Source organism: Haemophilus sp. 27098_8_127, assembly GCF_041433495.1.
In the GTDB taxonomy this organism is placed as follows: Bacteria; Pseudomonadota; Gammaproteobacteria; order Enterobacterales; family Pasteurellaceae; genus Haemophilus_D.
Map to the genome: position 1 here is coordinate 157979 of NZ_JAPWBP010000002.1, position 26967 is coordinate 184945.

General features: G+C 40.8%; 26 protein-coding genes. 15 read left to right on the forward strand and 11 right to left on the reverse strand.

Going from position 1 to position 26967, the window contains the following annotated elements; genetic code table 11:
* Positions 1-19: 19 nt before the first annotated feature.
* From purD to O3746_RS03410, 4 genes are all read right to left on the reverse strand, one after another.
* Positions 20-1309, reverse strand: coding sequence for a phosphoribosylamine--glycine ligase (purD, locus tag O3746_RS03395; RefSeq protein ID WP_295673274.1), 1290 nt, complete (start codon positions 1307-1309; stop codon positions 20-22).
* 72 nt (positions 1310-1381) lie between these two features.
* Positions 1382-2980 carry a bifunctional phosphoribosylaminoimidazolecarboxamide formyltransferase/IMP cyclohydrolase gene (purH, locus tag O3746_RS03400; protein WP_049369541.1) on the reverse strand — a complete coding sequence of 533 codons (1599 nt, stop codon included), beginning with the start codon at positions 2978-2980 and terminating at the stop codon, positions 1382-1384.
* Between the two features lie 179 nt (positions 2981-3159).
* Complete coding sequence (locus tag O3746_RS03405; RefSeq protein WP_049369542.1) at positions 3160-3558, reverse strand: DoxX family protein; 399 nt, start codon at positions 3556-3558, stop codon at positions 3160-3162.
* A 116-nt stretch (positions 3559-3674) separates the two neighbouring features.
* A complete protein-coding gene (locus O3746_RS03410) occupies positions 3675-5441 on the reverse strand; it encodes a protein-disulfide reductase DsbD (protein WP_049369543.1) in 1767 nt (588 codons plus the stop codon).
* Between the two features lie 179 nt (positions 5442-5620).
* Here O3746_RS03410 and arcA point away from each other — a divergent pair, with 179 nt between their 5' ends.
* From arcA to ykgO, 4 genes are all read left to right on the forward strand, one after another.
* Positions 5621-6334, forward strand: a complete 714-nt coding sequence (gene arcA, locus O3746_RS03415; protein ID WP_070582579.1) for a two-component system response regulator ArcA — start codon at positions 5621-5623, stop codon at positions 6332-6334.
* Between the two features lie 112 nt (positions 6335-6446).
* Positions 6447-6929, forward strand: coding sequence for an SsrA-binding protein SmpB (gene smpB, locus O3746_RS03420; protein ID WP_178162011.1), 483 nt, complete (start codon positions 6447-6449; stop codon positions 6927-6929).
* 160 nt (positions 6930-7089) lie between these two features.
* Positions 7090-7356 (forward strand): type B 50S ribosomal protein L31, encoded by a 267-nt coding sequence (locus O3746_RS03425; protein WP_014064115.1) that lies wholly within the window; start codon positions 7090-7092, stop codon positions 7354-7356.
* 9 nt (positions 7357-7365) lie between these two features.
* Entirely contained in the window at positions 7366-7503 is a 138-nt protein-coding gene (gene ykgO, locus O3746_RS03430) for a type B 50S ribosomal protein L36 (protein ID WP_005695435.1), read from the forward strand.
* Positions 7504-7553: 50 nt separating this feature from the next.
* Here ykgO and cgtA read toward each other — a convergent pair whose 3' ends face one another.
* From cgtA to rplU, 4 genes are all read right to left on the reverse strand, one after another.
* A complete protein-coding gene (cgtA, locus tag O3746_RS03435; protein WP_308568712.1) occupies positions 7554-8726 on the reverse strand; it encodes an Obg family GTPase CgtA in 1173 nt (390 codons plus the stop codon).
* 27 nt (positions 8727-8753) lie between these two features.
* A complete protein-coding gene (locus O3746_RS03440) occupies positions 8754-9671 on the reverse strand; it encodes a DMT family transporter (protein ID WP_308568713.1) in 918 nt (305 codons plus the stop codon).
* Between the two features lie 186 nt (positions 9672-9857).
* Positions 9858-10115 (reverse strand): 50S ribosomal protein L27, encoded by a 258-nt coding sequence (gene rpmA, locus O3746_RS03445; RefSeq protein WP_005539872.1) that lies wholly within the window; start codon positions 10113-10115, stop codon positions 9858-9860.
* Between the two features lie 20 nt (positions 10116-10135).
* Complete coding sequence (rplU, locus tag O3746_RS03450; RefSeq protein WP_005695431.1) at positions 10136-10447, reverse strand: 50S ribosomal protein L21; 312 nt, start codon at positions 10445-10447, stop codon at positions 10136-10138.
* Positions 10448-10677: 230 nt separating this feature from the next.
* Here rplU and ispB point away from each other — a divergent pair, with 230 nt between their 5' ends.
* The gene (gene ispB / locus O3746_RS03455) at positions 10678-11667 is read left to right on the forward strand and encodes an octaprenyl diphosphate synthase (protein ID WP_302481780.1); all 990 of its coding nucleotides are present in this window, start codon (positions 10678-10680) and stop codon (positions 11665-11667) included.
* Between the two features lies 1 nt (position 11668).
* Positions 11669-12409, forward strand: a complete 741-nt coding sequence (locus tag O3746_RS03460; RefSeq protein WP_302130754.1) for an epoxyqueuosine reductase QueH — start codon at positions 11669-11671, stop codon at positions 12407-12409.
* A gap of 49 nt (positions 12410-12458) precedes the next feature.
* Here O3746_RS03460 and O3746_RS03465 read toward each other — a convergent pair whose 3' ends face one another.
* Positions 12459-12764, reverse strand: a complete 306-nt coding sequence (locus O3746_RS03465) for a cell division protein ZapA (RefSeq protein ID WP_005695425.1) — start codon at positions 12762-12764, stop codon at positions 12459-12461.
* Between the two features lie 160 nt (positions 12765-12924).
* Between O3746_RS03465 and polA the strand changes: the two genes are divergently transcribed.
* The 5 genes from polA to O3746_RS03490 all read left to right on the forward strand — a co-directional run bounded on the left by polA (position 12925) and on the right by O3746_RS03490 (position 18811).
* The gene (polA, locus tag O3746_RS03470) at positions 12925-15723 is read left to right on the forward strand and encodes a DNA polymerase I (protein ID WP_302481770.1); all 2799 of its coding nucleotides are present in this window, start codon (positions 12925-12927) and stop codon (positions 15721-15723) included.
* 11 nt (positions 15724-15734) lie between these two features.
* Positions 15735-16049 carry a cupin gene (locus tag O3746_RS03475; protein WP_302481769.1) on the forward strand — a complete coding sequence of 105 codons (315 nt, stop codon included), beginning with the start codon at positions 15735-15737 and terminating at the stop codon, positions 16047-16049.
* A gap of 18 nt (positions 16050-16067) precedes the next feature.
* Positions 16068-17372 carry a serine dehydratase subunit alpha family protein gene (locus O3746_RS03480; protein ID WP_302481768.1) on the forward strand — a complete coding sequence of 435 codons (1305 nt, stop codon included), beginning with the start codon at positions 16068-16070 and terminating at the stop codon, positions 17370-17372.
* 164 nt (positions 17373-17536) lie between these two features.
* Positions 17537-18580 carry a YeeE/YedE family protein gene (locus O3746_RS03485; RefSeq protein ID WP_302481767.1) on the forward strand — a complete coding sequence of 348 codons (1044 nt, stop codon included), beginning with the start codon at positions 17537-17539 and terminating at the stop codon, positions 18578-18580.
* A gap of 9 nt (positions 18581-18589) precedes the next feature.
* Complete coding sequence (locus tag O3746_RS03490; RefSeq protein ID WP_005631077.1) at positions 18590-18811, forward strand: sulfurtransferase TusA family protein; 222 nt, start codon at positions 18590-18592, stop codon at positions 18809-18811.
* A gap of 65 nt (positions 18812-18876) precedes the next feature.
* On the opposite strand, the gene O3746_RS03495 is transcribed toward O3746_RS03490, so the two are convergent.
* Together O3746_RS03495 and nanQ are read right to left on the reverse strand one after the other, a co-directional pair.
* Positions 18877-19593 carry a hypothetical protein gene (locus O3746_RS03495; protein WP_371447797.1) on the reverse strand — a complete coding sequence of 239 codons (717 nt, stop codon included), beginning with the start codon at positions 19591-19593 and terminating at the stop codon, positions 18877-18879.
* Positions 19594-19684: 91 nt separating this feature from the next.
* Positions 19685-20152, reverse strand: coding sequence for an N-acetylneuraminate anomerase (gene nanQ, locus O3746_RS03500; protein ID WP_111387336.1), 468 nt, complete (start codon positions 20150-20152; stop codon positions 19685-19687).
* A gap of 241 nt (positions 20153-20393) precedes the next feature.
* On the opposite strand from nanQ, the gene pnp reads away from it, so the two are divergent.
* The 4 genes from pnp to mltF all read left to right on the forward strand — a co-directional run bounded on the left by pnp (position 20394) and on the right by mltF (position 26941).
* The gene (pnp, locus tag O3746_RS03505; protein WP_049364873.1) at positions 20394-22532 is read left to right on the forward strand and encodes a polyribonucleotide nucleotidyltransferase; all 2139 of its coding nucleotides are present in this window, start codon (positions 20394-20396) and stop codon (positions 22530-22532) included.
* Positions 22533-22595: 63 nt separating this feature from the next.
* Positions 22596-23537, forward strand: coding sequence for a lipoprotein NlpI (gene nlpI, locus O3746_RS03510; RefSeq protein WP_049365030.1), 942 nt, complete (start codon positions 22596-22598; stop codon positions 23535-23537).
* A gap of 75 nt (positions 23538-23612) precedes the next feature.
* On the forward strand, positions 23613-25451 hold the full coding sequence (locus tag O3746_RS03515; protein WP_371447798.1) for a DEAD/DEAH box helicase: 1839 nt from the start codon (positions 23613-23615) through the stop codon (positions 25449-25451).
* A 95-nt stretch (positions 25452-25546) separates the two neighbouring features.
* Positions 25547-26941 carry a membrane-bound lytic murein transglycosylase MltF gene (mltF, locus tag O3746_RS03520; RefSeq protein ID WP_294838435.1) on the forward strand — a complete coding sequence of 465 codons (1395 nt, stop codon included), beginning with the start codon at positions 25547-25549 and terminating at the stop codon, positions 26939-26941.
* Positions 26942-26967 lie beyond the last annotated feature (26 nt).

The following is a 26967-nucleotide window of genomic DNA, read 5'->3' on the forward strand; positions in this document are numbered from 1 at the left end:
CCCTTAACATTAAATGTAGTTATTTTTGCTGCTCACGAGCAACGGCACGATAGCCAATATCTCGACGATAAAAACGCCCTGCCCATTGAATTTGCTCAGCGAGTTTTAAGGCTTTTTGTTGCGCTTCAAATACGCTTTCGCCTAATGCAGTAGCACAAAGCACGCGACCGCCATTCGTAACTAATTTGCCTTCTTTTTCTGCGACACCAGCCAAGAAAACTTTCTCATTTTCGACCACACTTTGTGGTAAACCGCTAATCACATCACCTTTGCGATAATCGCCTGGATAGCCTTCCGCGGCTAACACAATACCCAAGGACGCTTTTGGATTCCATTGGGATTTCACTTCATCCAATTTTCCCTCGCAAGCTTTAAGGCAAAGCTCAACGAGATCTGATTCAAGGCGTAGCATAATTGGCTGTGTTTCTGGATCGCCAAAACGGCAGTTAAATTCAATTACTTTCGGCTGACCATTTGGCATGATCATTAATCCCGCATACAAGAAACCGGTGTAAACATTGCCTTCTGCCGCCATGCCATTAACCGTTGGATAAATCACTTCACGCATAATGCGATCATGAATTTCAGGTGTCACCACTGGTGCAGGCGAATACGCTCCCATGCCACCAGTATTTAAACCTGTATCATTTTCGCCCACGCGTTTATGATCTTGACTGGTTGCCATAGGCTCGACGTTTTTACCGTCCACCATGACGATAAAGCTGGCTTCTTCGCCATCTAAAAACTCTTCAATCACCACTCGGCTACCCGCTTCGCCAAAGGCATTGCCAGAAAGCATATCACGCACAGCGTCTTCCGCTTCTTGCAATGTCATTGCAACGATTACGCCTTTGCCCGCCGCCAGACCATCTGCTTTTACGACAATTGGCGCACCTTTCTCACGCAAGTACGCCAATGCAGGTTCTACTTCGGTGAAGTTTTGATATTCTGCCGTTGGGATTTTATGACGCGCGAGGAAATCTTTGGTAAATGCTTTTGAACCTTCCAATTGTGCAGCCGCTTGAGTTGGGCCAAAAATTTTTAATCCAGCTGCACGAAATGCATCAACTACCCCTATCACTAATGGAGCTTCAGGACCAACAATGGTTAATCCAATTTGTTTATCTTGAGCAAATTTCACTAAGGCAGGGATATCTGTCGCAGAAATATCCACGTTTTCTACTTTTTGTTCTAATGCTGTACCCGCGTTGCCTGGTGCGACGAAAACTTTGTCCGCTAATGGAGATTGTGCAGCTTTCCAAGCCAAGGCGTGTTCACGACCGCCATTTCCGATGATGAGAATATTCATTTGTTCTGTTCCAAGTAATTTATTGCTAAATATCCCCTCTCTTTAATCTGAAAGGGGAAAAGGGCGTTTAGATTAATGACGGAAATGTCTCATTCCAGTTAATACCATCACCATATTATGTTCATCCGCGGCATCAATAACTTCTTGATCGCGCATTGAACCACCTGGATGGATAACACATTGAATCCCTACTTTCGCCGCCGCATCAATACCGTCACGGAATGGGAAAAACGCATCAGATGCCATCACACAACCGGCTACGGTTAAACCTTCATCCTGTGCCTTAATCCCTGCAATCTTCGCAGAATATACGCGGCTCATTTGGCCTGCACCAATGCCGATAGTTTGATTGTCTTTGGCGTAAACAATGGCATTCGATTTCACAAATTTCGCCACTTTCCAGCAGAATAATAAGTCTTTTAATTCTTGTTCAGTTGGCTGACGTTTACTTACCACTTTTAAATCATCCACGCCAACCATGCCTAAATCCGCATCTTGTACTAATAAACCGCCGTTTACACGTTTGAAATCTAGACGTTCAGAACGTGATGTCCATTCACCACATTCAAGTAAACGAACATTTTTCTTACGTTTCACCACTTCTTGCGCTTCAGCTGATACTTTCGGCGCAATAATCACTTCAACAAATTGGCGCTCCACGATTTCAGTCGCTGTTTTTTCGTCTAATTCACGGTTGAAAGCAATAATGCCGCCAAATGCAGAAGTTGGATCGGTTTGGTAAGCGCGGTTGTAGGCTTCTAAAATATCTTTACCTAAAGCCACACCGCATGGATTTGCGTGTTTAACGATCACACAAGCCGGCTCATCAAATTCTTTCACGCATTCAAGTGCTGCATCGGTGTCAGCAATATTATTGTAAGACAAGGCTTTACCTTGTAATTGATGAGCGGTGGCTACGCTTGCTTCTTTCACATTTAAATCAACATAGAAGGCTGCATTTTGATGGGAGTTTTCGCCGTAACGCATGGTTTGTTTGCGCACGAAGTTAAGGTTTAAAGTACGTGGGAATTGACCGCACTTCGCATTTGCGTCTTCTTCCTCTGCTACATGATACGGTTTCACCATTTGTCCAAAATAGTTGGCAATCATAGAATCATATTGAGCGGTATGTTCAAATGCTTTAATCGCCAGGTCAAAACGAGTTTCAAGTGTTAGGCTGTTGTGGTGTTTATCCATTTCAGCAAGAATGTTGTTAAAATCATGATTATTCACCACGATCGCCACATCTTTATGATTTTTCGCTGCAGAACGCACCATGGTTGGTCCACCAATATCGATATTTTCTACTGCGTCTTCTAACGTACAATTTGGTTTAGCCACGGTAGCGGCAAATGGATATAAATTCACGACGACCATATCAATGCCTTCGATGCCATGTTGCTGCATGATAGCGTCATCTGTACCACGACGGCCAAGAATCCCGCCATGTACTTTTGGATGTAAGGTTTTCACACGACCGTCCATCATTTCAGGGAATCCCGTATAATCAGACACTTCTGTTACCGGTAAACCATGTTGTTCCAATAATTTTGCGGTACCGCCTGTGGAAAGTAGTTTTACACCACGCTGTACTAAGCCTTGAGCAAATTCTACGATACCAGTTTTATCAGAAACACTCAGTAAAGCCTGACGAATTGGACGATCTGTCATTACATTTTCCTTTCATTAAATGGTTAAAAATAAGCGGGGGGAATTATAGCGCAAACGTTTGCGTTTATATAGAAAAAATTTTTCTGGTAAGCTCACTTAAAAGTGCGGTGATTTATTTAATCTATTTTAAAAACAAAAAGGCCCGCGAAATGCGAGCAACAAATGAATGAGATAATTGATTAACGTTTGCGATTGTCTAGAGAAAATGCGCCAGCACCCGCAAACACAAAATAGAAGAACACGAGAGAGTAAAGTAAAGCAAGTTCACCACCGTTCGCGATTGGGAAAAATAAATTCCCTTTACCTGCAGCGTGCATAAAGAAATACGCATAAGCCATTTGACCTGAAAGGATAAATGCCGCAGGACGAACAAATAAACCCAAAATTAATAGGATTGAACCAACAATCTCGATTACTCCACCAACAATCATCAGTGGATCGCCCACTGCGCCGTTACCGCCCGTCATCGAAATTGGGAATTCCCAGAATTTCGCTGTGCCGTGTAAAATAAACATATACGCGGAGACGATACGTAATAAAGCTAAAACATACGGAGAGTATTTTTCTAAGTTTTTCATAAAGTTTTCCTAATAAAAATAAAAAGTGATTTGAGAACGGGGTGTATATTAATGATTAACTCGAAGCCAAACAATACCTCAAATCGAAAAGGACTTTTTACTATTAGGAAATAATTTTACGCTTTACTGATTTTCTCAATCCATTGTAAAAACTCAACGGGCGGCATGAATCCGTTAACACGACTCCCCTCAATTTCTTTTCCATCTCGGTTAAAGAACAAAATAGTCGGTAAACCTAACACTTTATATTTTGTCATTAAAGCACGGTTTTCTTCGGAGTTTTTTGTCATATCAACCTGAAGAAGCAGCATGTCGCCAAAGGCTTTTTGTACACTAGGATCGCTGAATGTCTCTTTTTCAAACTCTTTACAAGCGACACACCAATCTGCATAAAGATCGAGCATCACAAGCGGTTTATTATTTTCAGCAAGTGCTTGTTGCAATTCAGCTTCGCTTTTCACTTGTTTAAATTCAACATGAGAAACCGCCTTATTTTCGACCGCACTTGGTGCTGGGCTTTCACCCCAAACCCAAGTTTGAAGCGGTTTAACACTAATCATGGCTGCCACTAAAAAGAGAATTCGGAATACCCAACCGGTGCCATTTTTCGGCATTTGGAACGCAAACCAAATGAAAAATGCGGTACCCAGCATCGCCCATAATCTTGGTGTCCATTCATCCGGCAAAATACGAGAAATTAAGAATACTGGTAACGCGAGCATCACAAAGCCAAAGAGCTTTTTAACGGTTTCCATCCACATGCCTGATTTAGGCAGGATTTTATTCCCGAATAAAGTGATTAAAATCAGCGGTACGCCCATGCCCAACGCAAGCAAATAAAGCGTGATCGCGCCAGTGAATAAATCCCCACTCTGCGCCACATAAAGCAATGCGCCAGAAAGCGGTGCTGATGTGCAAGGTGAAGCCACAAGCCCCGCAATCATCCCCATTAAGAACACGCCACCAAAGGCTCCAGCTTTTTGCTGTTGGCTAAGTAAAGACAGTTTTGTTTGTAAGGAACTTGGGAGCTGTAAGGTAAATACACCGAACATCGACAACGCTAACAAGACAAAGATGATTGATAAGCCAATCATCACGTAAGGATGTTGCAACGCTACTTGGAATGGCAAACCAATTGCCGCCACAATTAAGCCTAACAAGGTGTAAGTCAGCGCCATCCCCTGTACATACACAAAACTTAATGCAAAGGCACGCCACATATTAGGACGTTGATTTTGACCAATTACTATCGCTGAAAGTAACGGCAGCATTGGCAACACACAAGGGGTAAAAGCCAAACCTAAGCCCAATAAGAAAAAGCCAAATACGGCATATTTGTTATTAAATAAGCTTTCCGCTAAACGATCTTGCTCTGCTTTAGGTTGTGCGGAAAGAGCGGTCGATTTTTCTGATGTTTTTTCAGTATTGGCGATCTGTGCAACCGGCAAATCCGCCACTTTGATTTCTTTCACTTCAGGCGGATAACAAAAGCCCGATGTACAACCTTGGTAAGCAATTTCAACCACATCTTCGGCTTTTAATGGCGGGTGGCTTGCTTTAAAAATAGCTTGCACGGGCTTTTTGAAAATCTTCATTAAGCCAAAATAAGGATCGTTATAATCTTCAGGTGAAATAGAAAATGTCGGTACATCAAATGATGAGGTTTCCTCATGGTTGAGCTTCACAGAAATTTTCTCTTGATAGAGATAATACCCTTCTGCTATCGACCAATTAACGATCACATTTTCTTGATTCTCGCTTTTTGCAGCTGAAAATTGAAAAGCGTCATCCACAGGTAAGAAAGCCGGTTTCTTATCAAAAAGACCGGCTTGAGTGGAAAGTGCAGTAAAAATAAAAAATAAAAAAAGAAGAATTCGCTTCATCATAAAGTCCCAACTATTGTTCCTACTAAAATTCTAGCATAGATCAAAAGAATGTTAATAATTTATGACTTAGATCATAAAATTAAATGTAATTTAAACAATGACCGCACTTTTCTGTTGTTACAGCAATGTTACAATTATAGAATATGCCCATAACAAAGTATAACAAGGAGCAACGAATGGCTACCCCCAAAATTCTCATCGTGGAAGATGAAGCGGTAACCCGTAATACGTTAAAAGGAATTTTTGAAGCTGAGGGCTATGAGGTATTACAAGCACAAGATGGTGCCGAAATGTATCGTCAGTTAAGCTCGGAAACGGTTAATCTCATCGTATTAGATATCAACTTACCCGGTAAAAATGGTTTATTACTGGGCCGTGAATTGCGTGAAAAAACACCTATCCCTCTGATTTTTCTCACGGGGAGAGATAATGAAGTTGATAAAATCTTAGGTTTAGAAATCGGAGCCGATGATTATCTCACCAAACCCTTCAACCCTAGAGAACTCACCATTCGTGCAAGAAATTTATTGCATCGCACCATGACATTAAATGGCAAAGAGGCCCATTTACAACGTGAGAACTATCGTTTTAATGGTTGGACACTGGATTTAAATAGTCATAATTTAATTACGCCTGAAGGCACTGAGTTTAAGCTACCGCGTAGTGAATTTCGTGCCATGTTGCATTTCTGTGAAAATCCAGGAAAATTGCAAACTCGCGAAGAATTATTGCTAAAAATGACAGGACGCGAATTAAAACCACAAGATCGTACTGTGGATGTAACAATTCGCCGCATTCGGAAACATTTTGAAGATCATCCTAATACACCAGAAATTATTGCTACCGTGCATGGTGAAGGCTATCGTTTCTGTGGTGAATTAGAAGAATAATCTCTCATTAAGTAATAAAAGGCTGAGTCAAATCAGCCTTTTGTTTTTTGCTATCCACGGCGAGATTCGGTAAAATCAACGCCAATTTACGATTAATAAACAACGGATAACAATGACCAAAAAGAAAGTCAAAGTCGGCTCCAACACCATTGCGTTAAATAAACGAGCTAGACACGAATATTTTATTGAAGATGAAATTGAAGCCGGCCTTGAGTTACAAGGTTGGGAAGTAAAATCAATGCGCGCGGGTAAAGCCAACATCAGCGATAGCTATATCATTTTTAAAAACGGTGAAGCCTATTTATTTGGAGCAACCATTCAACCATTAAGCTTGGCCTCTACTCACGTGGTTTGCGATCCGATGCGTACGCGTAAGCTTTTATTGAATAAACGTGAACTAGATAATCTTTTCGGTAAATCAAGCCGTGATGGTTTTACTATTGTTGCCCTTTCTCTTTATTGGAAAGGCCCTTGGGCGAAGATCAAAATCGGTCTTGCGAAAGGTAAAAAACAACATGATAAACGTGATGATATTAAAGAGCGTGAATGGAAAGTGGCGAAAGAGCGTATTATGAAAAACGCGCACCGTGGATAACTCCCCCTCCAAACAGACAAAATGCCTTTCAACCGAAAGGCATTTTTCTTTTTCTCAATATGAAAAAAATTCTCATGGTTATGAATAAAATTATATTGATAATCATTCTCCTTTAAATTAGTATCTTCGCCTAATTCTTTTCGTTATATAAGGAGCTCTAATGAAAAAAGGCATTCACCCTGAAAATTATCGTACCGTTTTATTTTATGATTCCAACGCGAAACAAGGCTTTCTGATCCGTTCTTGTGCTAAAACTAACAACACCATGAAATGGGAAGATGGTAATGAATACCCTGTATTTATGTGTGATACTTCATCTGCTTCCCACCCGTTTTATACTGGTAAAACCCGTCAAATTGGTAACGAAGGTCGTGCAAGTGAATTTGCAAGCCGTTACGGTAAATTTGGCGCATTTAAATCAAAATAGGAATATTCAATGAAAGTATTATCTTCACTCAAAAGTGCAAAAAACCGTCCTGGCTGCAAAATTGTTCGTCGCCACGGTGTCGTTTATGTCATTTCGAAAACCAACCCTCGCTTTAAAGCGCGTCAAGGTGGGAAAAAGAAAGGTTAACCCCAATAAAAAAAGAGCGGTCAAATTTCCGCTCTTTTTTCATTTAGACATTAAGGTTTATAAATAAACTCAACGCCTTCTTCATCTTCTTCGTCCCAATCATCCCATTCGTCATCTTCATCATCAAATTGATGTTCAGCGAGCTGTTCTTGATGGTAGTCTTCCCATTTGAATTTCACTTCTTCCGGTTTATTTTCTTCTACTTCCGCATCACGTGGATTCGCTTCAATGAAATCCATAATATCACGACAAAGTGGCGGTACATTCTTACCGGTTGCAGCAGAAATAAAGTGATACCCTTCTTCCCAACCAAGACGTTCGGTAATCTCTTGAGCTCGTTCATGCGCCTCTTCTTCAGTCATCGTATCAATTTTATTGAAGACTAACCAACGCGGTTTATCTGCCAATTTTTCGCTATATTGGAATAATTCTGACTCAATGATCGCAATGTTATCAGCAGGATCGGATTCATCAATTGGGTTAATATCCACTAAATGAATTAACACACGACAACGTTCTAAGTGTTTTAAGAAACGAATCCCTAAACCCGCACCATCCGATGCGCCTTCAATCAATCCTGGAATATCTGCCACCACAAAGCTATGGCTCTCATCCACTTTCACTACGCCTAAACTTGGCACTAAAGTAGTAAATGGATAATCAGCGACTTTTGGTTTTGCGGCTGAAACGGCACGAATAAAGGTAGATTTACCTGCATTCGGTAAACCTAACATCCCGACATCCGCAAGAAGCATTAATTCTAATAATAAATCGCGTTTTTCCCCTGGTGTCCCCATGGTTTTTTGGCGAGGTGCACGGTTCACTGAAGATTTAAAACGCGTATTACCTAAACCATGATAACCACCTTTCGCCACTAACATTTTGGCACCATGCTTTGTTAAATCACCAAGCACTTCTTTGGTGTCATTATCAATTGCACGCGTTCCCACCGGCACACGTAACGTAATGTCTTTACCGCGACGACCGGTACAATCTGAACTGTGTCCGTTCTCACCACGCTCTGCGGCAAAACGTTTTGTAAAGCGATAATCGATCAAAGTATTTAAGTTTTCGTCTGCAACCAAATAAACATCACCGCCATCGCCACCATCGCCACCATCTGGGCCGCCTTTAGGGATAAATTTTTCACGGCGGAAACTTACACAACCGTTTCCACCATCCCCTGCTTCCACTCGAATCAGGGCTTCATCAATAAATTTCATAAAAACTCTCCAATATTTAACCGCACTTTACTTTGATTGCGGTAATAACTTATGTCCGATTGCCGACAAAATTGCTCCGCATACTACAACAAACGCCCCAATATAGCTAATCATATTTAATTCTGGCGCGGCAAAATTCTCAGGGCTCGCATAATGCGCAAGATGAGCAAAGAAAATAGTAAATAGTGGTACTAAGGTAATCACAACGCTTACTTTAGAAACTTCCCAACGATTAAGCGCCTCAGCATAAGCCCCATAACCAAATAACGTATTCAAACAACAATAAACAAAACAACCGAATGCAAACGGGGTGAGGTTACTCACTTGTGAAAATTCAGCTACAGGTGTAAAGACTAAAAGACAGCCGAAATACATCATTAATAAAATTTGTTGCGAACTAAAACGACGGAGCATAAGCTTTTGTGCCATACCATAAGCCACCCAAACTAATGAAGCAGTCAGGCTGAGTAAGACACCTGTTAAATAACCACTCTCTCCTTTAAACACATCAAGCTTATCATTGAAGAAAAGCGCCAACCCAGCCAATAACAGACCTAAACCAATCTTTTGGTGTAATCCGAGCTTTTCTTTAAAGACAAAAATACCGCAAATTAACATACCAAAAGAAGAAAAATGAATAAAAATTTGAGCTGAAGAAGGATCGATAAAATTAAGTGAGCTATTAAATAAAAAGAAATTACCCGCTAATCCTGCAACACCAATGAGCACAAGCCAAATGAATCGACCACCTTTGAAAAATTGTGGCAATTTTTTTTTATAGGAAAGCAAAATAAAGAGTGCTAGAAATGCCACAATAAATCGATACCACACGATCGTTTGTGGCGTCATCACGGATAAAACCTGTTTTAACGCAATAGGTAAAGATCCCCATGCCATCGCTGTAATTAAAGCAAATAGAAATCCTAAAAGAGGTTGTTGTTTCATGATGTCTTCCTTTATTTGGCTAAAGCACAGTTAGGAATTCAGGTAAATTTCATTCTAAGAAATATTGAAGAGAATGAATGACAGTGCCAAGATAACAGATTTGATTAATGATTGTAAATCACAGGTAAGAAAACAAAGAAAACGCCCCACAGATAATGCGGGGCGTTTATCAAATCAGATGTAAAATTATTCAGTTACAATACTTACGTATTTACGGCTTTTCTCGCCTTTCACTTCAAATTTTACTTTACCGTCAGCGGTAGCAAATAAGGTGTGGTCACGGCCCATACCTACGTTGTTACCTGCGTGGAATTTAGTACCACGTTGACGTACAATGATGCTACCTGCTAATACAGATTCGCCACCGAAACGTTTAACACCAAGGCGTTTAGCTTCAGAATCACGACCGTTACGAGTTGAACCACCAGCTTTTTTAGTTGCCATCTACTTGATCTCCTCTGAAATTATGCTTGAATCCCAGTGATTTTCACTTCTGTGAACCACTGACGATGACCTTGTTGTTTACGGCTGTGTTTACGACGACGGAACTTAACGATTTTAACTTTATCGCCACGACCTTGTGCCACAACTTCAGCCACTACTTTCGCGCCAGCTACTACTGGTGCACCAATTTTAACATCTTCACCATTAACGACCATCAACACTGAGTCGAACTCAACTGTTGCGCCAGTTGCAAGTTCAAGTTTTTCTAAACGAACTACTTGACCTTCGCTCACACGGTGTTGTTTACCGCCACTTTGGAAAACTGCGTACATAAATACTCCGCTATAAATTGTGCTTCTCCGTTACTATTTTCGGTCCGCACTTCAAAATTCATATAAATAGGTCGCAAATTCTACGGAAAAAACAACTCGATCGCAAGCACTTATTTGCAATAAAATAAAAAAAAGCGCTTTTCCTCGAGCTTAATTTCAAAAACCCTGAAAAATCGGGTAGAATTCACCGCACTTTTCTTTTATATACACAACCATCGAACCAAATGAAGATGAACAAACAAGATTTAATGGATATGCATGCAATCCAAGCATTAACTGATGCGGATATGCAGAAAGTCAACCAAGCCATTTTAGCACAAATTAACTCAGATGTGCCGATGGTTAATCAACTTGGTTTTTATATTGTACAAGGTGGTGGAAAACGTATTCGACCACTTATTGCGGTTTTAGCGGCACGTGCATTAGGCTATGAAAGCGATAAAGTGGCGACTTGTGCTACCTTTGTAGAATTTATTCACACCGCTTCTTTATTACATGATGATGTGGTGGATGAATCGGATATGCGTCGAGGTCGAGCAACGGCAAACTCTGCCTTTGGTAATGCCGCTAGCGTATTAGTGGGTGACTTCATTTATACTCGAGCATTCCAATTAGTGGCGCAGTTACAATCGCTAGATATTCTTCGTATTATGGCAGATGCCACCAACGTGTTGGCGGAAGGTGAAGTTCAACAATTGATGAACGTGAATGATCCGGATACCACAGAAGAAAGCTATATGCGTGTGATTTATAGTAAAACAGCTCGTTTATTTGAAGTGGCGGCACAATCTGTGGCGATTGTTGCGGGTGCTGAAAAATCAATTGAAACGGCATTTCAAGAATATGGTCGCTATCTCGGTACCGCATTCCAATTAGTAGATGACGTGCTAGATTACAGTGCGAATGCTGCGGCATTAGGTAAAAATGTGGGGGATGACCTCGCCGAAGGTAAACCAACTCTTCCTTTATTACACGCAATGCGTCACGGCAATCCACAACAAGCCGCGCTTATTCGCGAAGCCATTGAACAAGGCGGAAAACGTGATGCTATTGATGAAGTACTTTCGATTATGGCGGAACATAAATCTCTCGATTACGCAATGGATCGCGCGAAACAAGAAGCTCAAAAAGCGGTTGATGCCATTGCATTATTACCTGAAAGCCAATACAAAAAAGCCTTAATTTCACTGGCTTATTTATCGGTAGTTCGAACTTATTAATATGACTGAAGAACAAATTCAACCGCAAAGTGCGGTCGATTCTCAAGCTAAATTTCAAAGACCACGTAAACAAAAAGTGCGTAAGGATCCCAATGCGCCTTTTATTCGTGAAAAACTCGAATTACCTGAAGGACATAATAAGTTACTTCTCCACTCCTGCTGTGCGCCTTGCTCAGGTGAAGTAATGGAAGCCATTTTAGCCTCAGGTATTGAGTTTACGATTTATTTTTACAACCCGAATATTCATCCATTGAAAGAATATTTAATTCGTAAAGAAGAAAACATCCGCTTTGCCCAAAAATTCGGAATTCCGTTTATTGATGCAGACTACGATCGCCAACAATGGTTTGATCGCGCAAAAGGTATGGAATGGGAACCTGAACGTGGCATTCGCTGCACCATGTGTTTTGATATGCGTTTTGAAAAAGCAGCTGAATATGCTCATGAACATGGTTTCCCTGTATTTACCAGCTGCCTTGGTATTTCTCGCTGGAAAGATATGGATCAAATTAATGGTTGTGGTCACCGTGCGGCTGAAAAATATGATGATGTGATTTATTGGGATTACAACTGGCGTAAAGCAGGTGGATCGCAACGCATGATCGAAATCAGTAAACGTGAACGTTTTTATCAACAGGAATATTGTGGCTGTGTTTATTCTTTACGAGACAGCAATAAATGGCGTGAAGAAACAGGGCGACAAAAAATTGAAATTGGTAAACTCTATTACACGCCAGATTAAAAAACACATAAAAAAAGAACCGCACTTTCAACATGCGGTTCTTTTTTATTTAATCGACGATGGTACGCCCACCTAATGCATTCTCTAAAGAATGATCTAACTGCTGAATTCGCGTACATAACACGTTTTCAATCTGGGCATTTTTATTCTTTTCTTGGGTTAATTCAAAACTTAAATTCAAGGCAACAATCGAAAGTACACGGTCTAATTGTAATAAACCTGTACGCTCTTTCATTTCAGACACTTGAAGATCTAAATTACGCGCCGCTTGACGCAAAATCTCTTCTTGTTCAGCAGGGACATTCAAGCGCAGCACTTGCCCTAATACAACAACTTCAACCAGTTTTAATGACATGTTATTCCCTTATGTTGAATGCTCAAGTGCTCCTATTATGCCACAGCCAAATGCCTTCGTCATAATTTTTACGTTTAATTGACCGTACTTTATCCGTTCGCCCCATTTCGCAATTTACGCTATAATGCGACACTTTTCATTATTTTTGAACGGAATATTTATGCCAACTATCGCTCCTAATCCATTAGTCCTAGTGGACGGTTCATCTTATTTATATCGTGCTTTTCATGCATTTCCGCCACTCACCAATTCAGCCGGCGAACCAACCGGTGCCATGTACGGTGTGTTAAATATGCTTAAAAGCCTGATTTCGCAAGTGCAACCGAGCCATATTGCGGTAGTCTTTGATGCAAAGGGCAAAACGTTCCGTGATGAAATGTTTGAACAATATAAATCCCATCGTCCACCGATGCCGGATGATCTACGCAAACAAATTCAGCCATTGCACGATATTATCCGCGCCCTTGGCATTCCGCTGTTAGTCATTGAAGGTGTGGAAGCCGACGATGTCATCGGGACCTTAGCGCTAGCTGCTTCCAAAGCGAATCAAAAAGTTTTGATCAGTACCGGAGATAAGGATATGGCACAACTGGTGGATGACAACATTATGTTGATCAACACCATGAATAATACCTTATTAGATCGCGAGGCCGTGATTGAAAAATACGGTATTCCACCTGAACTCATCATTGATTACTTAGCGCTAATGGGCGATAGTGCCGATAATATTCCTGGTGTAGCGGGTGTGGGTGAAAAAACGGCTCTCGGCCTCTTACAGGGTATCGGCAGCATGGCAGAAATTTATGCCAACTTAGACAAAGTGGCCGAATTGCCAATTCGTGGTGCAAAAAAATTAGGAGATAAATTATTGGCGGAAAAAGAAATGGCAGATTTATCCTATCGTCTTGCCACCATCAAAACTGATGTGGATCTCGATATCACCCCAGAACAACTCACTCTTGGTGCAAGCAATAACGATCAACTCACTGAATATTTCGGCCGTTATGAATTTAAACGTTGGCTCAATGAAGTGATGAATGGTGCTGATTCCATTACTAATAATAACGAACAACCGACTAAAATTAATCATTATCAAGCTACGCCTTCGCTCGCTCAAGACAATAGCGATGAAACATTACCGGCAATTCAAATTGATCGTAGCCGTTATGAAACCTTGCTCACCGAAGCGGATTTAAATCGTTGGGTGGAAAAACTCAAGCAAGCTAAACTTTTTGCGCTAGATACAGAAACCGATAATTTAGATTATATGGCAGCCAACTTAGTCGGCATTTCCTTTGCGTTAGAAAATGGTGAAGCGGCTTATTTACCGCTACAATTAGATTATTTAGGCGCACCAAAAACGCTCGAAAAAACAACCGCACTTGCTCTGTTAAAACCGATTTTGGAAAATCCTGCTATTCAAAAAGTCGGGCAAAACTTCAAATACGATCTCACCATCTTCGCCCGTAATGGCATCGATGTGCAAGGTGTGGCTTTCGATACTATGTTGGAGTCCTATGTGCTCAACAGTACAGGCCGTCATAATATGGACGATCTGGCGAAACGTTATTTAGGGCATCAAACCATTAGTTTTGAAGAGATTGCAGGCAAAGGTAAAAATCAGCTGACTTTTAACCAAATTCCATTGGAACAAGCCGCCGAGTACGCGGCGGAAGATGCCGATGTAACGATGAAGCTGCAACAAGTGCTATGGGAAAAACTCTCCAAAGAACCCACTCTGGAAAAACTCTTTAAAGAAATGGAATTGCCGTTGTTAGGCGTACTTTCCCGTATGGAACGTCGTGGTGTTTTAATTGATAGCGATGCGCTATTCCTACAATCTAACGAAATCGCTAACCGTTTAAGTGAATTAGAAGAGCAGGCCTATGTCTTGGCGGGGCAGCCATTTAATTTGGCCTCAACCAAACAATTACAGGAAATTTTATTTGATAAATTAGGTTTGCCGGTTATTCAAAAAACACCAAAAGGGGCGCCATCCACCAACGAGGAAGTGTTGGAAGAACTCGCATTTAGTCATGAATTGCCGAAAGTGTTGGTAGAACATCGTGGTCTCAGCAAACTAAAATCCACCTACACCGACAAATTGCCACAAATGGTGAATCCGCAAACGGGTCGAGTGCATACATCCTATCATCAAGCGGTGACAGCCACCGGTCGTCTTTCATCAAGTGATCCGAATTTACAAAATATTCCGATTCGTAATGAAGAAGGTCGTCGTATTCGCCAGGCATTTATTGCGCGCAAAGGCTTTACTGTTGTGGCAGCTGACTATTCGCAAATCGAGCTGCGCATTATGGCGCACCTATCACAGGATCAGGGCTTAATTAATGCTTTTACCCAAGGCAAAGATATTCACCGCTCTACTGCGGCAGAAATCTTTGGGGTAGCACTGGATGAAGTAACTTCCGAGCAACGCCGCAATGCTAAGGCAATTAACTTCGGTTTAATTTATGGTATGTCTGCCTTTGGCTTATCGCGCCAACTTGGTATTGGCCGTGCCGATGCCCAAAGCTATATGGATTTATATTTCAAACGCTATCCGGGCGTACAAACTTTTATGCACGATATTCGCGAAAAAGCCAAAGCCCAAGGCTATGTGGAAACCCTATTCGGCCGTCGTTTATATCTACCAGATATTAACTCTTCTAATGGTATGCGCCGTAAAGCAGCCGAACGTGTCGCGATCAATGCGCCAATGCAAGGCACTGCCGCAGACATTATTAAACGCGCCATGATTCAATTGGATCAAAAACTACAAAACGATCCCGATATTGCGATGATTATGCAGGTGCACGATGAATTGGTGTTTGAAGTGCGGTCAGAAAAAGTCGCGTTTTATAGCGAGCTCATCAAAACACAAATGGAAAGTGCGGCTGATTTAGTGGTGCCATTGATTGTAGATGTGGGGCAAGGCACTAACTGGGATGAGGCTCACTAACAAATTTAGTCATGAATAAAGTTATTAGAAGTCACCTATTTACGGCTGAACGCGCTTGGGGAGCCCTTGATATTACCAATATGAATAGCATTTCCGTGCGTCTTCACTGGACAGATAAACCTTACAAATGGCATATCAATGACGGTGAAGAAGTCTTTGCTGTCATGGATGGTAAGGTGGAAATGCGCTACAAAGAAGAAGGTCAAGAGAAAGCCGTATTGCTTCATACGGGTGATATTTTTTATGCGGGTATCGGTACCGAACATGTTGCTCATCCACAAGGTGAAGCGCGTATATTAGTCATAGAGAAAGAAGACAGCATTTAACATATTAAAAAGAATTTTATGAATCAAGAAAGACTCAATGAAATCGAAAAACCATTACTTCATCTTGTGGAACGTGATGTGGTTCCCGCACTTGGCTGTACTGAGCCTATCTCTTTAGCGCTTGCAGCAGCAACTGCAGCCAAATATTTAGGCAAAACACCGGAGCGTATTGAAGCCAAGGTGTCACCAAACTTAATGAAAAATGGATTAGGCGTTGCGGTACCTGGAACGGGCATGGTGGGCTTACCTATTGCCGCGGCGATTGGTGCTTTAGGCGGTGATCCTGAGGGTGAGTTGGAAGTATTAAAACACATCACACCAGAGCAAGTTTCCCAAGCCAAGGCGATGCTTGATAAAAAACTCGTTAATGTGGATATTCATCAAACCGAGCATATTTTATATTCGGAAGCTGTGTTGTTTGCGGATAATGACCGAGTGAAAGTAGCGATTCAAGATCAACACACCAATATCATTTTAATTGAAAAAAATGGCGAAGTTGTTTTTGAGAAAGAACAAGATGAATGCGCTGATTGCGACCCTTATGATATTTTCAAGCAGGTGAGCGCACGTGAAATCTTTGAATTTTCTTGTGAAGTTGAGCTCGATAAAATCCGCTTTATCGGACAAGCTGCCGCTCTAAACCGAGCGCTGTCTAACGAAGGATTACGTGAAAATTACGGCTTACACATTGGCAGAACGTTACGCAAACAAGTTGGTAGTGGCTTAATGTCAGACGATTTGCTCAGCAAAATCATGATCGAAACCACTGCAGCCTCCGATGCGCGTATGGGGGGAGCTACATTACCAGCAATGAGTAATTCAGGCTCTGGCAACCAAGGTATTGCTGCGACTATGCCCGTGGTTGTGGTCGCCGATTATTTAAACGTGAGTGGAGAAAAACGTCTCCGTGCCCTCTTCTTATCACACTTAATGGCCATTTATATCCACAGTAAATTACCCAAACTTTCTGCCCTTTGTGCGGTGACAACTGCCTCTATGGGGAGCTGTGCAGGCATTGCCTATTTGCTTACGGGCAAATTTAAAACCGTGAGCATGGGGATTTGCAGTATGATCGGTGATATCAGCGGAATCATCTGTGATGGTGCATCCAATAGCTGTGCAATGAAAGTGTCCACCAGCGTAGCATCTGGCTATAAATCGGTGCTTATGGCAATGGATGAAACCCATGTGACAGGTAATGAAGGCATCGTTGAACATGATCTCGATCGCACTATCGATAATCTATGCTCAATCGCTTCTAAAAGTATGCACCATATCGATCGCCAAGTAATTGAAATTATGGTGAGTAAACCCTGTCCTTAATAGCGTGGTAACTTACGATAAAGTGCGGTCAGAAAAATATATAAATTTCTGACCGCACTTTTTTATATCAAAAAAACATATTTTCTAGCTAAAAGTTATTGGCGTTATCTTCTTCTTTTTTTAGAAAATATTGCCCTACTTAGTTCTAAAAGAAAGGAATATTTATGCTTTTAACCGGATTACTTTGCGGAATTTTACTCGGATTTGTGATGCAGCGTGGGCGCTTTTGTATTACTGGCGCATTTCGCGATATGTATGTCACCAAAAATAACAAAATGTTTGTAGCCCTTCTATTAGCGATTACCGTGCAATCTATTGGTTTCTTTCTTTTAAAAGAAATCGGTGTATTAAATGTTGATCCGGCTGAAAACTTTGCCTTTTTAGCCGTGATTATCGGTGCCTTTGTGTTTGGTATCGGCATTGTTCTTGCTGGCGGTTGTGCGACAGGTACATGGTACCGCGCTGCAGAAGGCTTAGTCGGCAGTTGGGTCGCGTTATTCACTTATATGCTATTAAGTGCCATCATGCGTACTGGCCCATTAGGCGAATTCAATAAAACTTTACGCAGTATCAATATTGAACAACGTAATATTTACGATACATTCGGTATTTCACCTTGGTGGTTAGTCGCATTATTAACTTTAGTGACAGCCTTTTATGTATACAAACATCTCAGCAAACCAAGCGCAAAAGTCGCGGCATTAAAACCAAAGAAAACGGGACTTGCTCACTTATTATTTGAAAAACGCTGGCACCCATTTTTCTCTGCCGTATTAATCGGATTAATCGCACTTGCCGCTTGGCCACTTAGTGTCGCTACAGGTCGTGAGTTTGGGCTTGGGATCACTGGCCCATCAGCCAATATCATGCAATTCCTCGTTACCGGCGACGGTAAATTTATTAACTGGGGAGTATTCTTAGTCTTAGGGATTTTTATTGGGTCATTCATCGGCGCGAAAGCAAGCAATGAATTCCGTGTCCGTGTACCGGATGCCACCACGATTCTACGCAGCGGACTCGGCGGTATTCTCATGGGCATTGGCGCAACCCTTGCAGGTGGCTGCTCTATCGGTAACGGTTTAGTCGAAACTGCCTTTTTCTCTTGGCAAGGCTGGGTCTCATTGCCATTGATGATTCTCGGCACTTGGGTGGCCGCCTACTTCACCATTATCCGTCCACAACGTTTAAAATTAACAAAAGCATCATAAGGAGTTTATATGATCGTTAAATTACCAACACTCGGCCTTGTTTGCCCATTTCCTCTCGTTGAAGCCAAGGAAGCAATGGCTAAGTTAAATAAAGGCGATGGCCTAGAAATTGAATTCGACTGTACCCAAGCCACTGAAGCCATTCCCGCTTGGGCTGCTGAAGAAGGTTATGAAGTGACCAACTTCGAACAAATTGATGATGCCAAATGGTCAATTACCGTAATTAAATAATAAAAAAGTGCTGTCAGAAAAATACTTAAATTTCTGATCGCACTTTTGCTATTAAATTTGGAAACCTATTTTGACTCTTTCGACAAATCAAAACCAATTTTCCAAAAACCCATATCAAGTACTTTCATTTGTGGATAAAGTAGAGTTTTCTTATCCTCGTTAAATTGATATTCAATTAAAAATTTACTTCTTAATTCTTCCAGTCTTTCTTGATGCTTTTCATAAAATTTAATTAGTTTCTGTAAAGATGCTATATTGTAGTTCCCTGTCGTCACTTCATTCTTTTTTACGGCATCAACAAAGAAACGATCATAAGCCGGCACACAACCTAGTGCCCCCAATAAAACCTTAGTAACTAAAGTTGTTGAAATATCTTGTTTTATGTCTTCTTTCCCTGCATTTGAACGAAACTGCTTATAAATACCGCCAATTTCACTATTTAGTTTTTTTAGTAATAAAACAGTCTGCTCACTATTTAACTCTTTACACTCTATCCCAAATAATTTGTTATATTCAGGTTTCAATATTTCTTTTACTACAGAAGTATGGATAGTGTAATCATACTGTAATAAAAAAGATGAACCTCTATACATCCCCCAACTGGCTAAATAGAACGCCAGATGTAAACTTAAATTATCAACATTAGCTTTTTCAGGATTTTGTCTGGCTTCATAAAACTGAGCATAACAATGTTCCCAAGAACGGTATCGATGTCTATCTTGTACTTTAAGTTCCTCATAAAACTCTCCAGTTTTTTTAATAAACTCATCAATAATCGCCATTAAATTTTCCTTATCAAAACGTAAAGCTAAAAAAATACGGTTAAAAACGGAATAGTTTTAACCGCACTTTTGCTTTAATAAATCGAAATAATTAAATCAATTCTACTGGTACTTTCACCACCAGTTTTTTCACAAAACTTGATTTGCCGTTTACGGTGCAACCTGGTTTATGTGGCTCATAAGGGAAAAAGACAGCGAACATTTTTGGTAAAAGTGTCACCGTACTTTTATTTTCAATTTGTGGGGTAAGTTGATAGTCATCGGCATCACGATATTCATCGTATAAGCTGAGGTTTGGATAAGTCGCGCTTACTTCAACATTCTCTTCACCACGAATAAGTAATTGAATATCTAGATATTTGTGGTGAAGTTCAGCTTGTTTGCTATCCGCTTCAACCGTATCAAATTCCATGACATTCATATAAACTTGATCGCTTAAATCATGACGGCCATTTTCTAATGCTTCAAGATCTAAAGTATTGAGATGATCGCAAATGTCCGCGATAACTTTTGGTAAACCCACTTTGAAATTTGGGTTATTTAATGCACTGATAATCATAGAGTCTCCTTACGTATGTATTTGTATGAGAATATGATAACAAGTTGCTTATATTAAATAAAGTTACCAATAAATTTAAAACTCTGTATAATAAGCGAGCTTTATTTTCTGCATTAGCGTGCGGCTATCAAAAGAAATTTTTAAACGCCAAAAGTGCGGTCATTTTTCGAGAGATTTCTTTTGCTAGTCGCAATCTGGAAAATAAAGCTTTGTTTTAAATATTATTTTGAAGGAAAACATTGTGAATCCAATTGTTAAACAATTTAAATACGGTCAACATACCGTTACTCTAGAAACCGGCGCAATTGCACGTCAAGCAACTGCTGCGGTTATGGCAAGCATGGACGATACCACGGTATTCGTGACTGTTGTGGCTAAAAAAGATGTGAAAGAAGGTCAAGACTTCTTCCCATTAACCGTAAACTATCAAGAGCGTACTTATGCGGCGGGTAAAATCCCTGGTGGTTTCTTCAAACGTGAAGGTCGTCCATCTGAAGGCGAAACCTTAATCGCACGTTTAATCGACCGTCCAATTCGTCCATTATTCCCAGAAGGTTTCTTCAACGAAATCCAAGTTGTGGCAACTGTAGTTTCTGTAAACCCACAAATCAGCCCTGACTTAGTGGCAATGATCGGTGCTTCTGCAGCATTAACTTTATCAGGTGTACCTTTCAATGGCCCTATCGGTGCTGCGCGCGTTGGTTTTATTGACAACCAATTCGTATTAAACCCAACTATGGCTGAACAAAAACAAAGCCGTTTGGACTTAGTGGTTGCAGGTACTGACAAAGCCGTATTAATGGTTGAATCTGAAGCTGACATTTTAACTGAAGAACAAATGTTAGCGGCGGTCGTATTTGGTCATCAACAACAACAAGTTGTGATTGAAGCAATCAAAGAATTTGCAAAAGAAGCGGGTAAACCACGTTGGGATTGGGTTGCACCACAACCAAACACAGATTTAATCAACAAAGTAAAAGCGATTGCTGAAGCACGTTTAGGCGATGCATACCGCATTACTGAAAAACAAGCACGTTACGAACAGATTGATGCGATTAAAGCGGATGTGATTGCACAAATCACAGCTGAAGATGAAGAAATCAGCGAAGGTAAAATTGTGGATATTTTCACCGCACTTGAAAGCCAAATCGTTCGTGGCCGTATCATTGCAGGTGAACCACGTATTGATGGTCGTACCGTTGATACCGTTCGTGCATTAGATATTTGTACTGGTGTATTACCACGTACTCACGGTTCTGCAATTTTCACCCGTGGTGAAACGCAAGCATTAGCCGTTGCAACGTTAGGTACTGAACGTGATGCACAAATCATTGATGAATTAACAGGTGAACGTCAAGATCACTTCTTATTCCACTACAACTTCCCTCCATACTCTGTAGGTGAAACGGGTATGATCGGCTCGCCAAAACGTCGTGAAATCGGTCACGGTCGTTTAGCAAAACGCGGTGTAGCAGCGGTTATGCCTAGTCTTGCAGAATTCCCGTATGTCGTGCGTGTTGTATCTGAAATCACTGAATCTAACGGTTCTTCTTCTATGGCATCTGTATGTGGTGCGTCTTTAGCATTAATGGATGCGGGCGTTCCAATCAAAGCGGCTGTTGCTGGTATCGCAATGGGCTTAGTGAAAGAAGAAGAGAAATTTGTGGTTCTTTCAGATATTTTAGGTGATGAAGACCACTTAGGTGATATGGACTTTAAAGTGGCCGGTACACGTGAAGGTGTCACCGCACTTCAAATGGATATCAAAATTGAAGGTATCACCCCTGAAATTATGCAAATTGCATTAAACCAAGCAAAAGGTGCACGTATGCACATTCTTGGTGTAATGGAACAAGCAATCCCTGCACCTCGTGCAGATATTTCTGACTACGCGCCGCGTATTCACACCATGAAAATTGATCCGAAGAAAATCAAAGATGTTATCGGTAAAGGTGGTGCAACTATCCGTGCATTAACTGAAGAAACTGGTACTTCTATCGATATCGATGATGATGGTACAGTGAAAATTGCTGCAGTAGATAGTAGTGCAGCGAAAAACGTGATGGCACGTATTGAAGAAATCGTTGCTGAAGTTGAAGCGGGCGCAATTTACAAAGGTAAAGTGACTCGTCTTGCTGACTTCGGTGCGTTCGTGGCTATCGTTGGAAATAAAGAAGGTTTAGTTCATATTTCTCAAATCGCTGAAGAACGTGTAGAGAAAGTGAGTGATTATCTTCAAGTTGGTCAAGAAGTGACAGTTAAAGTGGTTGAAATCGATCGCCAAGGTCGTATCCGATTAACCATGAAAGATCTTGCACCAAAACAAGAAACTGAAGCAGAATCTGCACCAGCAGAAGAGACTTCTGTAGAACAAGAATAATCTCACAGGGTGTGTAAAAAACCTTACACACCCGTTTTGATTATCAAACTAACTTATAAAACAATGCAATATTTTCGGTTATTCCGTTTTCTAGTTTCATTATCTAGCCTAAGTCTGACTTTATTTATTTCCGGTTGTGTACAATCGGGAAACGTGTTTGTCGCACCAAATAAAGTCGTACTCGCAGATCAAACGCCGAATACGCACTTCGAACAAGAAGTGATGATTACCCGAATCGGGCAAGTTTTATTAGTTGGTAAAATGAGTAATGAAGAACGAGCGACGCTTCACTTTGAACGTGGCGTTTTATATGATTCCCTCGGTTTATGGGGCCTCGCACGTTATGACTTTACACAAGCCCTTGCGTTACAGCCAAAGATGGCTTCCGTTTATAATTACTTAGGGCTTTACTTACTGCTTGAAGAAGATTACGACAGCGCATTAGAAACCTTTAATGCGGTGTTTGAGTTGGATCCAAGTTATGACTATACCCACCTTAATCGTGGTTTAAATTTTTATTACGTCGAACGCTATAATCTTGCTGAAGACGATTTGATGAAGTTTTACGAAGCCGATACTAAAGATCCCTATCGCGTACTCTGGCTCTATTTGAACGAACAAAAATTAAAACCACAAGAAGCCCATGCCAACCTTGTTGAACGAGCTAAAGGGCTATCTAAGGACTTCTGGGGAACCAATATCGTTCAATACTATTTAGGTAATATTTCCGTGAGTGACTTGCAAGAACGGGCAACTAAATTTGCAGAAAACTCACAACAATATGCAGAAATATTAACCGAAACCTACTTTTATCTAGCAAAACAAAAACTCAATTTGGGGCAAATTGATGAAGCCGCGGCTTTATTCAAACTCGCTATTGCGAATCAGGTATATAACTTTGTTGAGTATCGTTTTGCCGTGTTAGAGCTGATGAAATTGAAACCGGCTCAAACTGACGACGAAAAAGAAGAAAAAAGTGCGGTCACAAAAACAGCTGTTTTCTAGACCAGCCTCTTTCTTTTGTAACAAATAAACCTGAAAGCGAAATTGAGCTTTCCTTACTTACATTCGAGTATTTTAATGACAGACAAAATCACTTTTAATGATTTAGGCTTGCCTGAATTCATTCTAAAAGCCGTTTCTGACCTTGGTTTTGAAACACCTTCGCCAATCCAACAAGCTTGTATTCCTGCTCTTCTAGAAGGCAGAGATGTACTTGGTATGGCACAAACTGGTAGTGGTAAAACTGCCGCATTCTCTTTACCTATTTTGGCAAAAATTGATCCTGCCGCAAAACATCCACAATTATTGGTGATGGCACCAACGCGTGAACTTGCCATTCAAGTTGCTGATGCTTGTGAACACTTCATGAAATATGCAAAAGGCATCAACATCGTAACCCTTTATGGTGGTCAACGCTATGACATTCAATTACGGGCATTAAAACAAGGTGCACAAGTTGTTGTAGGTACACCGGGTCGTATTTTGGATCACATCCGTCGTAACACATTAAATCTATCTGAATTAAAAGCAATCGTACTTGATGAGGCAGATGAAATGCTTCGAATGGGCTTTATTGATGATGTAGAAACCGTTATGGCTGAATTACCGGAAGAACACCAAACTGCCCTTTTCTCAGCCACCATGCCTGAGCCAATTCGTCGTATCACAAAACGCTTCATGAACAATCCACAAGAAGTGAAAATCAAAGTAAATAACGATAATGCGCCGGATATTGAACAAAATTGTTGGTATGTTCAAGGTTTCCGCAAAAATGATGCATTATTACGTTTCTTAGAAGTGGAAGAGTTTGATGCGGCAATCATTTTTACCCGCACTAAAACGGGCACACTTGATGTGACTGAATTATTAGAAAAACACGGTTTCCGTGCTGCGGCATTAAACGGTGATATGACTCAACAATTACGTGAGCAAACCTTAGATCGCTTACGTAATGGTAGCCTTGATATCGTCGTTGCAACCGATGTTGCTGCTCGCGGTATCGATATTGAACGTATCAGCCTTGTAGTGAACTATGACATCCCACTTGATGCAGAGTCTTACGTTCACCGTATTGGCCGTACCGGTCGTGCAGGTCGTTCTGGTCGTGCATTGTTATTCGTTGAACCACGTGAACGCCGTTTACTTCGTAATATCGAACACTTGATGAAAAAACCAATCAATGAAGTTGAATTACCAAATCATGAAGTGTTGCAAGCCTGTCGTCGTAAAAAATTCCAAGACAAGATTACCAAACAATTGGAACATCATGATCTTGAAATGTATCGTAGCCTATTGGAAGATTTATTTACCGCAGATCAGGATCAAGAAGATATTGCTGCAGCCATGTTGATGTTGCTTCAAGGAAAACAAAAACTCATCCTTCCACCTGATCCACCAATGGATAAGCGTCGTCGTGAGCGTAATGATCGCGGTGATCGCCGTGAAAATCCACGTTCAGCTGAACGTCGTGGTGAACGTAAAGGCTACGGCACGCCACAACCGATGGATTTATATCGTATCGAAGTAGGTCGTGCAGATGGCGTAGAAGTGCGTCATATCGTAGGTGCTATCGCAAATGAAGGTGATATTAACAGCCGTTATATTGGCCATATCAAACTTTACGATGACTACTCTACTGTTGAATTACCACAAGGTATGCCAAAAGAATTGCTCCAACAATTCGGAAAAACTCGCGTTTTAAATAAACAAATGCAAATGAGCTTTATGGGCGCAGCACAGTCAGACAATAGACGTGGTGGCAATGACTTTGGTGGAAAAGGTCGCCGTAATGAACGTGGAGACCGAGGCCAAGATCGTTTCCGTGGTGAACGTAATGGTGAGCGTCGTCAGCGTAAATTTAACGATAAAAACGACCGCACTTTTAACGAACGTGGTCGCCGAGATCGCCAACGTTAATCCTTATTTAACAGCCCCTTGAAGTAAAAGGGGCTTTTTTATTGTCTTAATTCTCGTTACAATCGTCTCTTATCTCAATTTATAAGGTTTATCTATTGAAAGGTCTATTTTTACGTATTATTGCTGCTTTTGCATTATTACTTTGGGCAATTGATATGGTCTTCCCTTGGCAAAAAATTATGCAATCGGAGCAAAACCCTTACACCACGATCAAAAATCGCGGCAGCCTGATTGTCGGCACCATTAATAATCCCATTTACTATTTTATTGGGAATGAAGGCGAATCAGGCTTGGAATACGAATTAGCAAAAAACTTTGCTGATTATTTAGGGGTTCGCTTACAAATTAAAACCTTAGAAAATAACGATCAGCTTTTTAATGAATTAGAGAACAATAATATTGATATCGCCGCTGCGAATCTTTTGTTCCAGCCTCAACGGGCAGAAAAATTTCAGTTAGGACCATCTTACACCTCTGCCTCTTGGCAGCTTGTGTATAAAAAAGGTGAAAATCGCCCGAAAGATTTAGCGCAAGTCCAGCAAGAAATTATTATTTCTGCGGGGGAAGACTTAGAAAAATTATTATCCCTTGCACAGAAAAAACTTCCTGCACTTAAATGGCAGAATAACAAGCAGTTAACCCAAGAGGAATTATTGATTCAAGTGGCGGAAGGCAAAATTCCTTATACTATTGCAAATAGTATTGATGTGGCAGCAGCACAACAAATTCGCCCTAACTTAGCGATTGCATTTGACTTAACAGATGAAATGACTGTGCATTGGTATCTTTCCAATAAATCCTATAATGAGCTACAAGCAGGCTTGTTGGATTTTATGAATAATGCCATTGAAACAGGATTAATTGATCGTATTGAGGAAAAATATTTCCGCCATATTACTGCCTTTGATTATGTGGATACTCAGGCTTATTTAGAGGCAGTTGAAAAAATTCTGCCTCAATATCAACCGCTCTTTGAAAAATATAAAGGGAATTTAGACTGGCGATTATTAGCTGCTGTAGCCTATCAAGAATCGCATTGGGACCCTTATGCCACCTCTCCAACAGGTGTACGTGGAATGATGATGCTTACCAAAGATACGGCTGTGAGGATGAATATTAATAATCGCACAGATGCTGAACAAAGTATAAAAGCAGGATCGGAATATTTGCATTGGCTACTCGACCAGATGCCTGATAGTATTCCAGAAGAAGATCGAATTTGGTATTCTTTAGCAGCATATAATATGGGATTAGGGCATATTTTAGACGCACGTCGCTTAACAAAAAAATTAGGTGGTAACCCAGATAACTGGTTAGATGTAAAAAATAATCTTCAACTATTATCGGAAAAGCGTCATTATTCAAATTTAAAATATGGCTACGCTCGCGGCTATGAGGCTTACCAATATGTCGAGAATATTCGCCGTTACATGAATAGTATTGTGAATTATCATCGCGTTCAAGAAAACCAATCGACTGCAACAGAGTAAGTGCGGTCAGAAAAAGCAACGTTTTA

Coding starts and splice junctions, on each gene's coding strand:
- purD (WP_295673274.1), bottom strand. CDS start 1,309: ATGAATATTCTCATCATCGGAAATGGCGGTCGTGAACACGCCTTGGCT.
- purH (WP_049369541.1), bottom strand. CDS start 2,980: ATGACAGATCGTCCAATTCGTCAGGCTTTACTGAGTGTTTCTGATAAA.
- O3746_RS03405 (WP_049369542.1), bottom strand. CDS start 3,558: ATGAAAAACTTAGAAAAATACTCTCCGTATGTTTTAGCTTTATTACGT.
- O3746_RS03410 (WP_049369543.1), bottom strand. CDS start 5,441: ATGAAGCGAATTCTTCTTTTTTTATTTTTTATTTTTACTGCACTTTCC.
- arcA (WP_070582579.1), top strand. CDS start 5,621: ATGGCTACCCCCAAAATTCTCATCGTGGAAGATGAAGCGGTAACCCGT.
- smpB (WP_178162011.1), top strand. CDS start 6,447: ATGACCAAAAAGAAAGTCAAAGTCGGCTCCAACACCATTGCGTTAAAT.
- O3746_RS03425 (WP_014064115.1), top strand. CDS start 7,090: ATGAAAAAAGGCATTCACCCTGAAAATTATCGTACCGTTTTATTTTAT.
- ykgO (WP_005695435.1), top strand. CDS start 7,366: ATGAAAGTATTATCTTCACTCAAAAGTGCAAAAAACCGTCCTGGCTGC.
- cgtA (WP_308568712.1), bottom strand. CDS start 8,726: ATGAAATTTATTGATGAAGCCCTGATTCGAGTGGAAGCAGGGGATGGT.
- O3746_RS03440 (WP_308568713.1), bottom strand. CDS start 9,671: ATGAAACAACAACCTCTTTTAGGATTTCTATTTGCTTTAATTACAGCG.
- rpmA (WP_005539872.1), bottom strand. CDS start 10,115: ATGGCAACTAAAAAAGCTGGTGGTTCAACTCGTAACGGTCGTGATTCT.
- rplU (WP_005695431.1), bottom strand. CDS start 10,447: ATGTACGCAGTTTTCCAAAGTGGCGGTAAACAACACCGTGTGAGCGAA.
- ispB (WP_302481780.1), top strand. CDS start 10,678: ATGAACAAACAAGATTTAATGGATATGCATGCAATCCAAGCATTAACT.
- O3746_RS03460 (WP_302130754.1), top strand. CDS start 11,669: ATGACTGAAGAACAAATTCAACCGCAAAGTGCGGTCGATTCTCAAGCT.
- O3746_RS03465 (WP_005695425.1), bottom strand. CDS start 12,764: ATGTCATTAAAACTGGTTGAAGTTGTTGTATTAGGGCAAGTGCTGCGC.
- polA (WP_302481770.1), top strand. CDS start 12,925: ATGCCAACTATCGCTCCTAATCCATTAGTCCTAGTGGACGGTTCATCT.
- O3746_RS03475 (WP_302481769.1), top strand. CDS start 15,735: ATGAATAAAGTTATTAGAAGTCACCTATTTACGGCTGAACGCGCTTGG.
- O3746_RS03480 (WP_302481768.1), top strand. CDS start 16,068: ATGAATCAAGAAAGACTCAATGAAATCGAAAAACCATTACTTCATCTT.
- O3746_RS03485 (WP_302481767.1), top strand. CDS start 17,537: ATGCTTTTAACCGGATTACTTTGCGGAATTTTACTCGGATTTGTGATG.
- O3746_RS03490 (WP_005631077.1), top strand. CDS start 18,590: ATGATCGTTAAATTACCAACACTCGGCCTTGTTTGCCCATTTCCTCTC.
- O3746_RS03495 (WP_371447797.1), bottom strand. CDS start 19,593: ATGGCGATTATTGATGAGTTTATTAAAAAAACTGGAGAGTTTTATGAG.
- nanQ (WP_111387336.1), bottom strand. CDS start 20,152: ATGATTATCAGTGCATTAAATAACCCAAATTTCAAAGTGGGTTTACCA.
- nlpI (WP_049365030.1), top strand. CDS start 22,596: ATGCAATATTTTCGGTTATTCCGTTTTCTAGTTTCATTATCTAGCCTA.
- O3746_RS03515 (WP_371447798.1), top strand. CDS start 23,613: ATGACAGACAAAATCACTTTTAATGATTTAGGCTTGCCTGAATTCATT.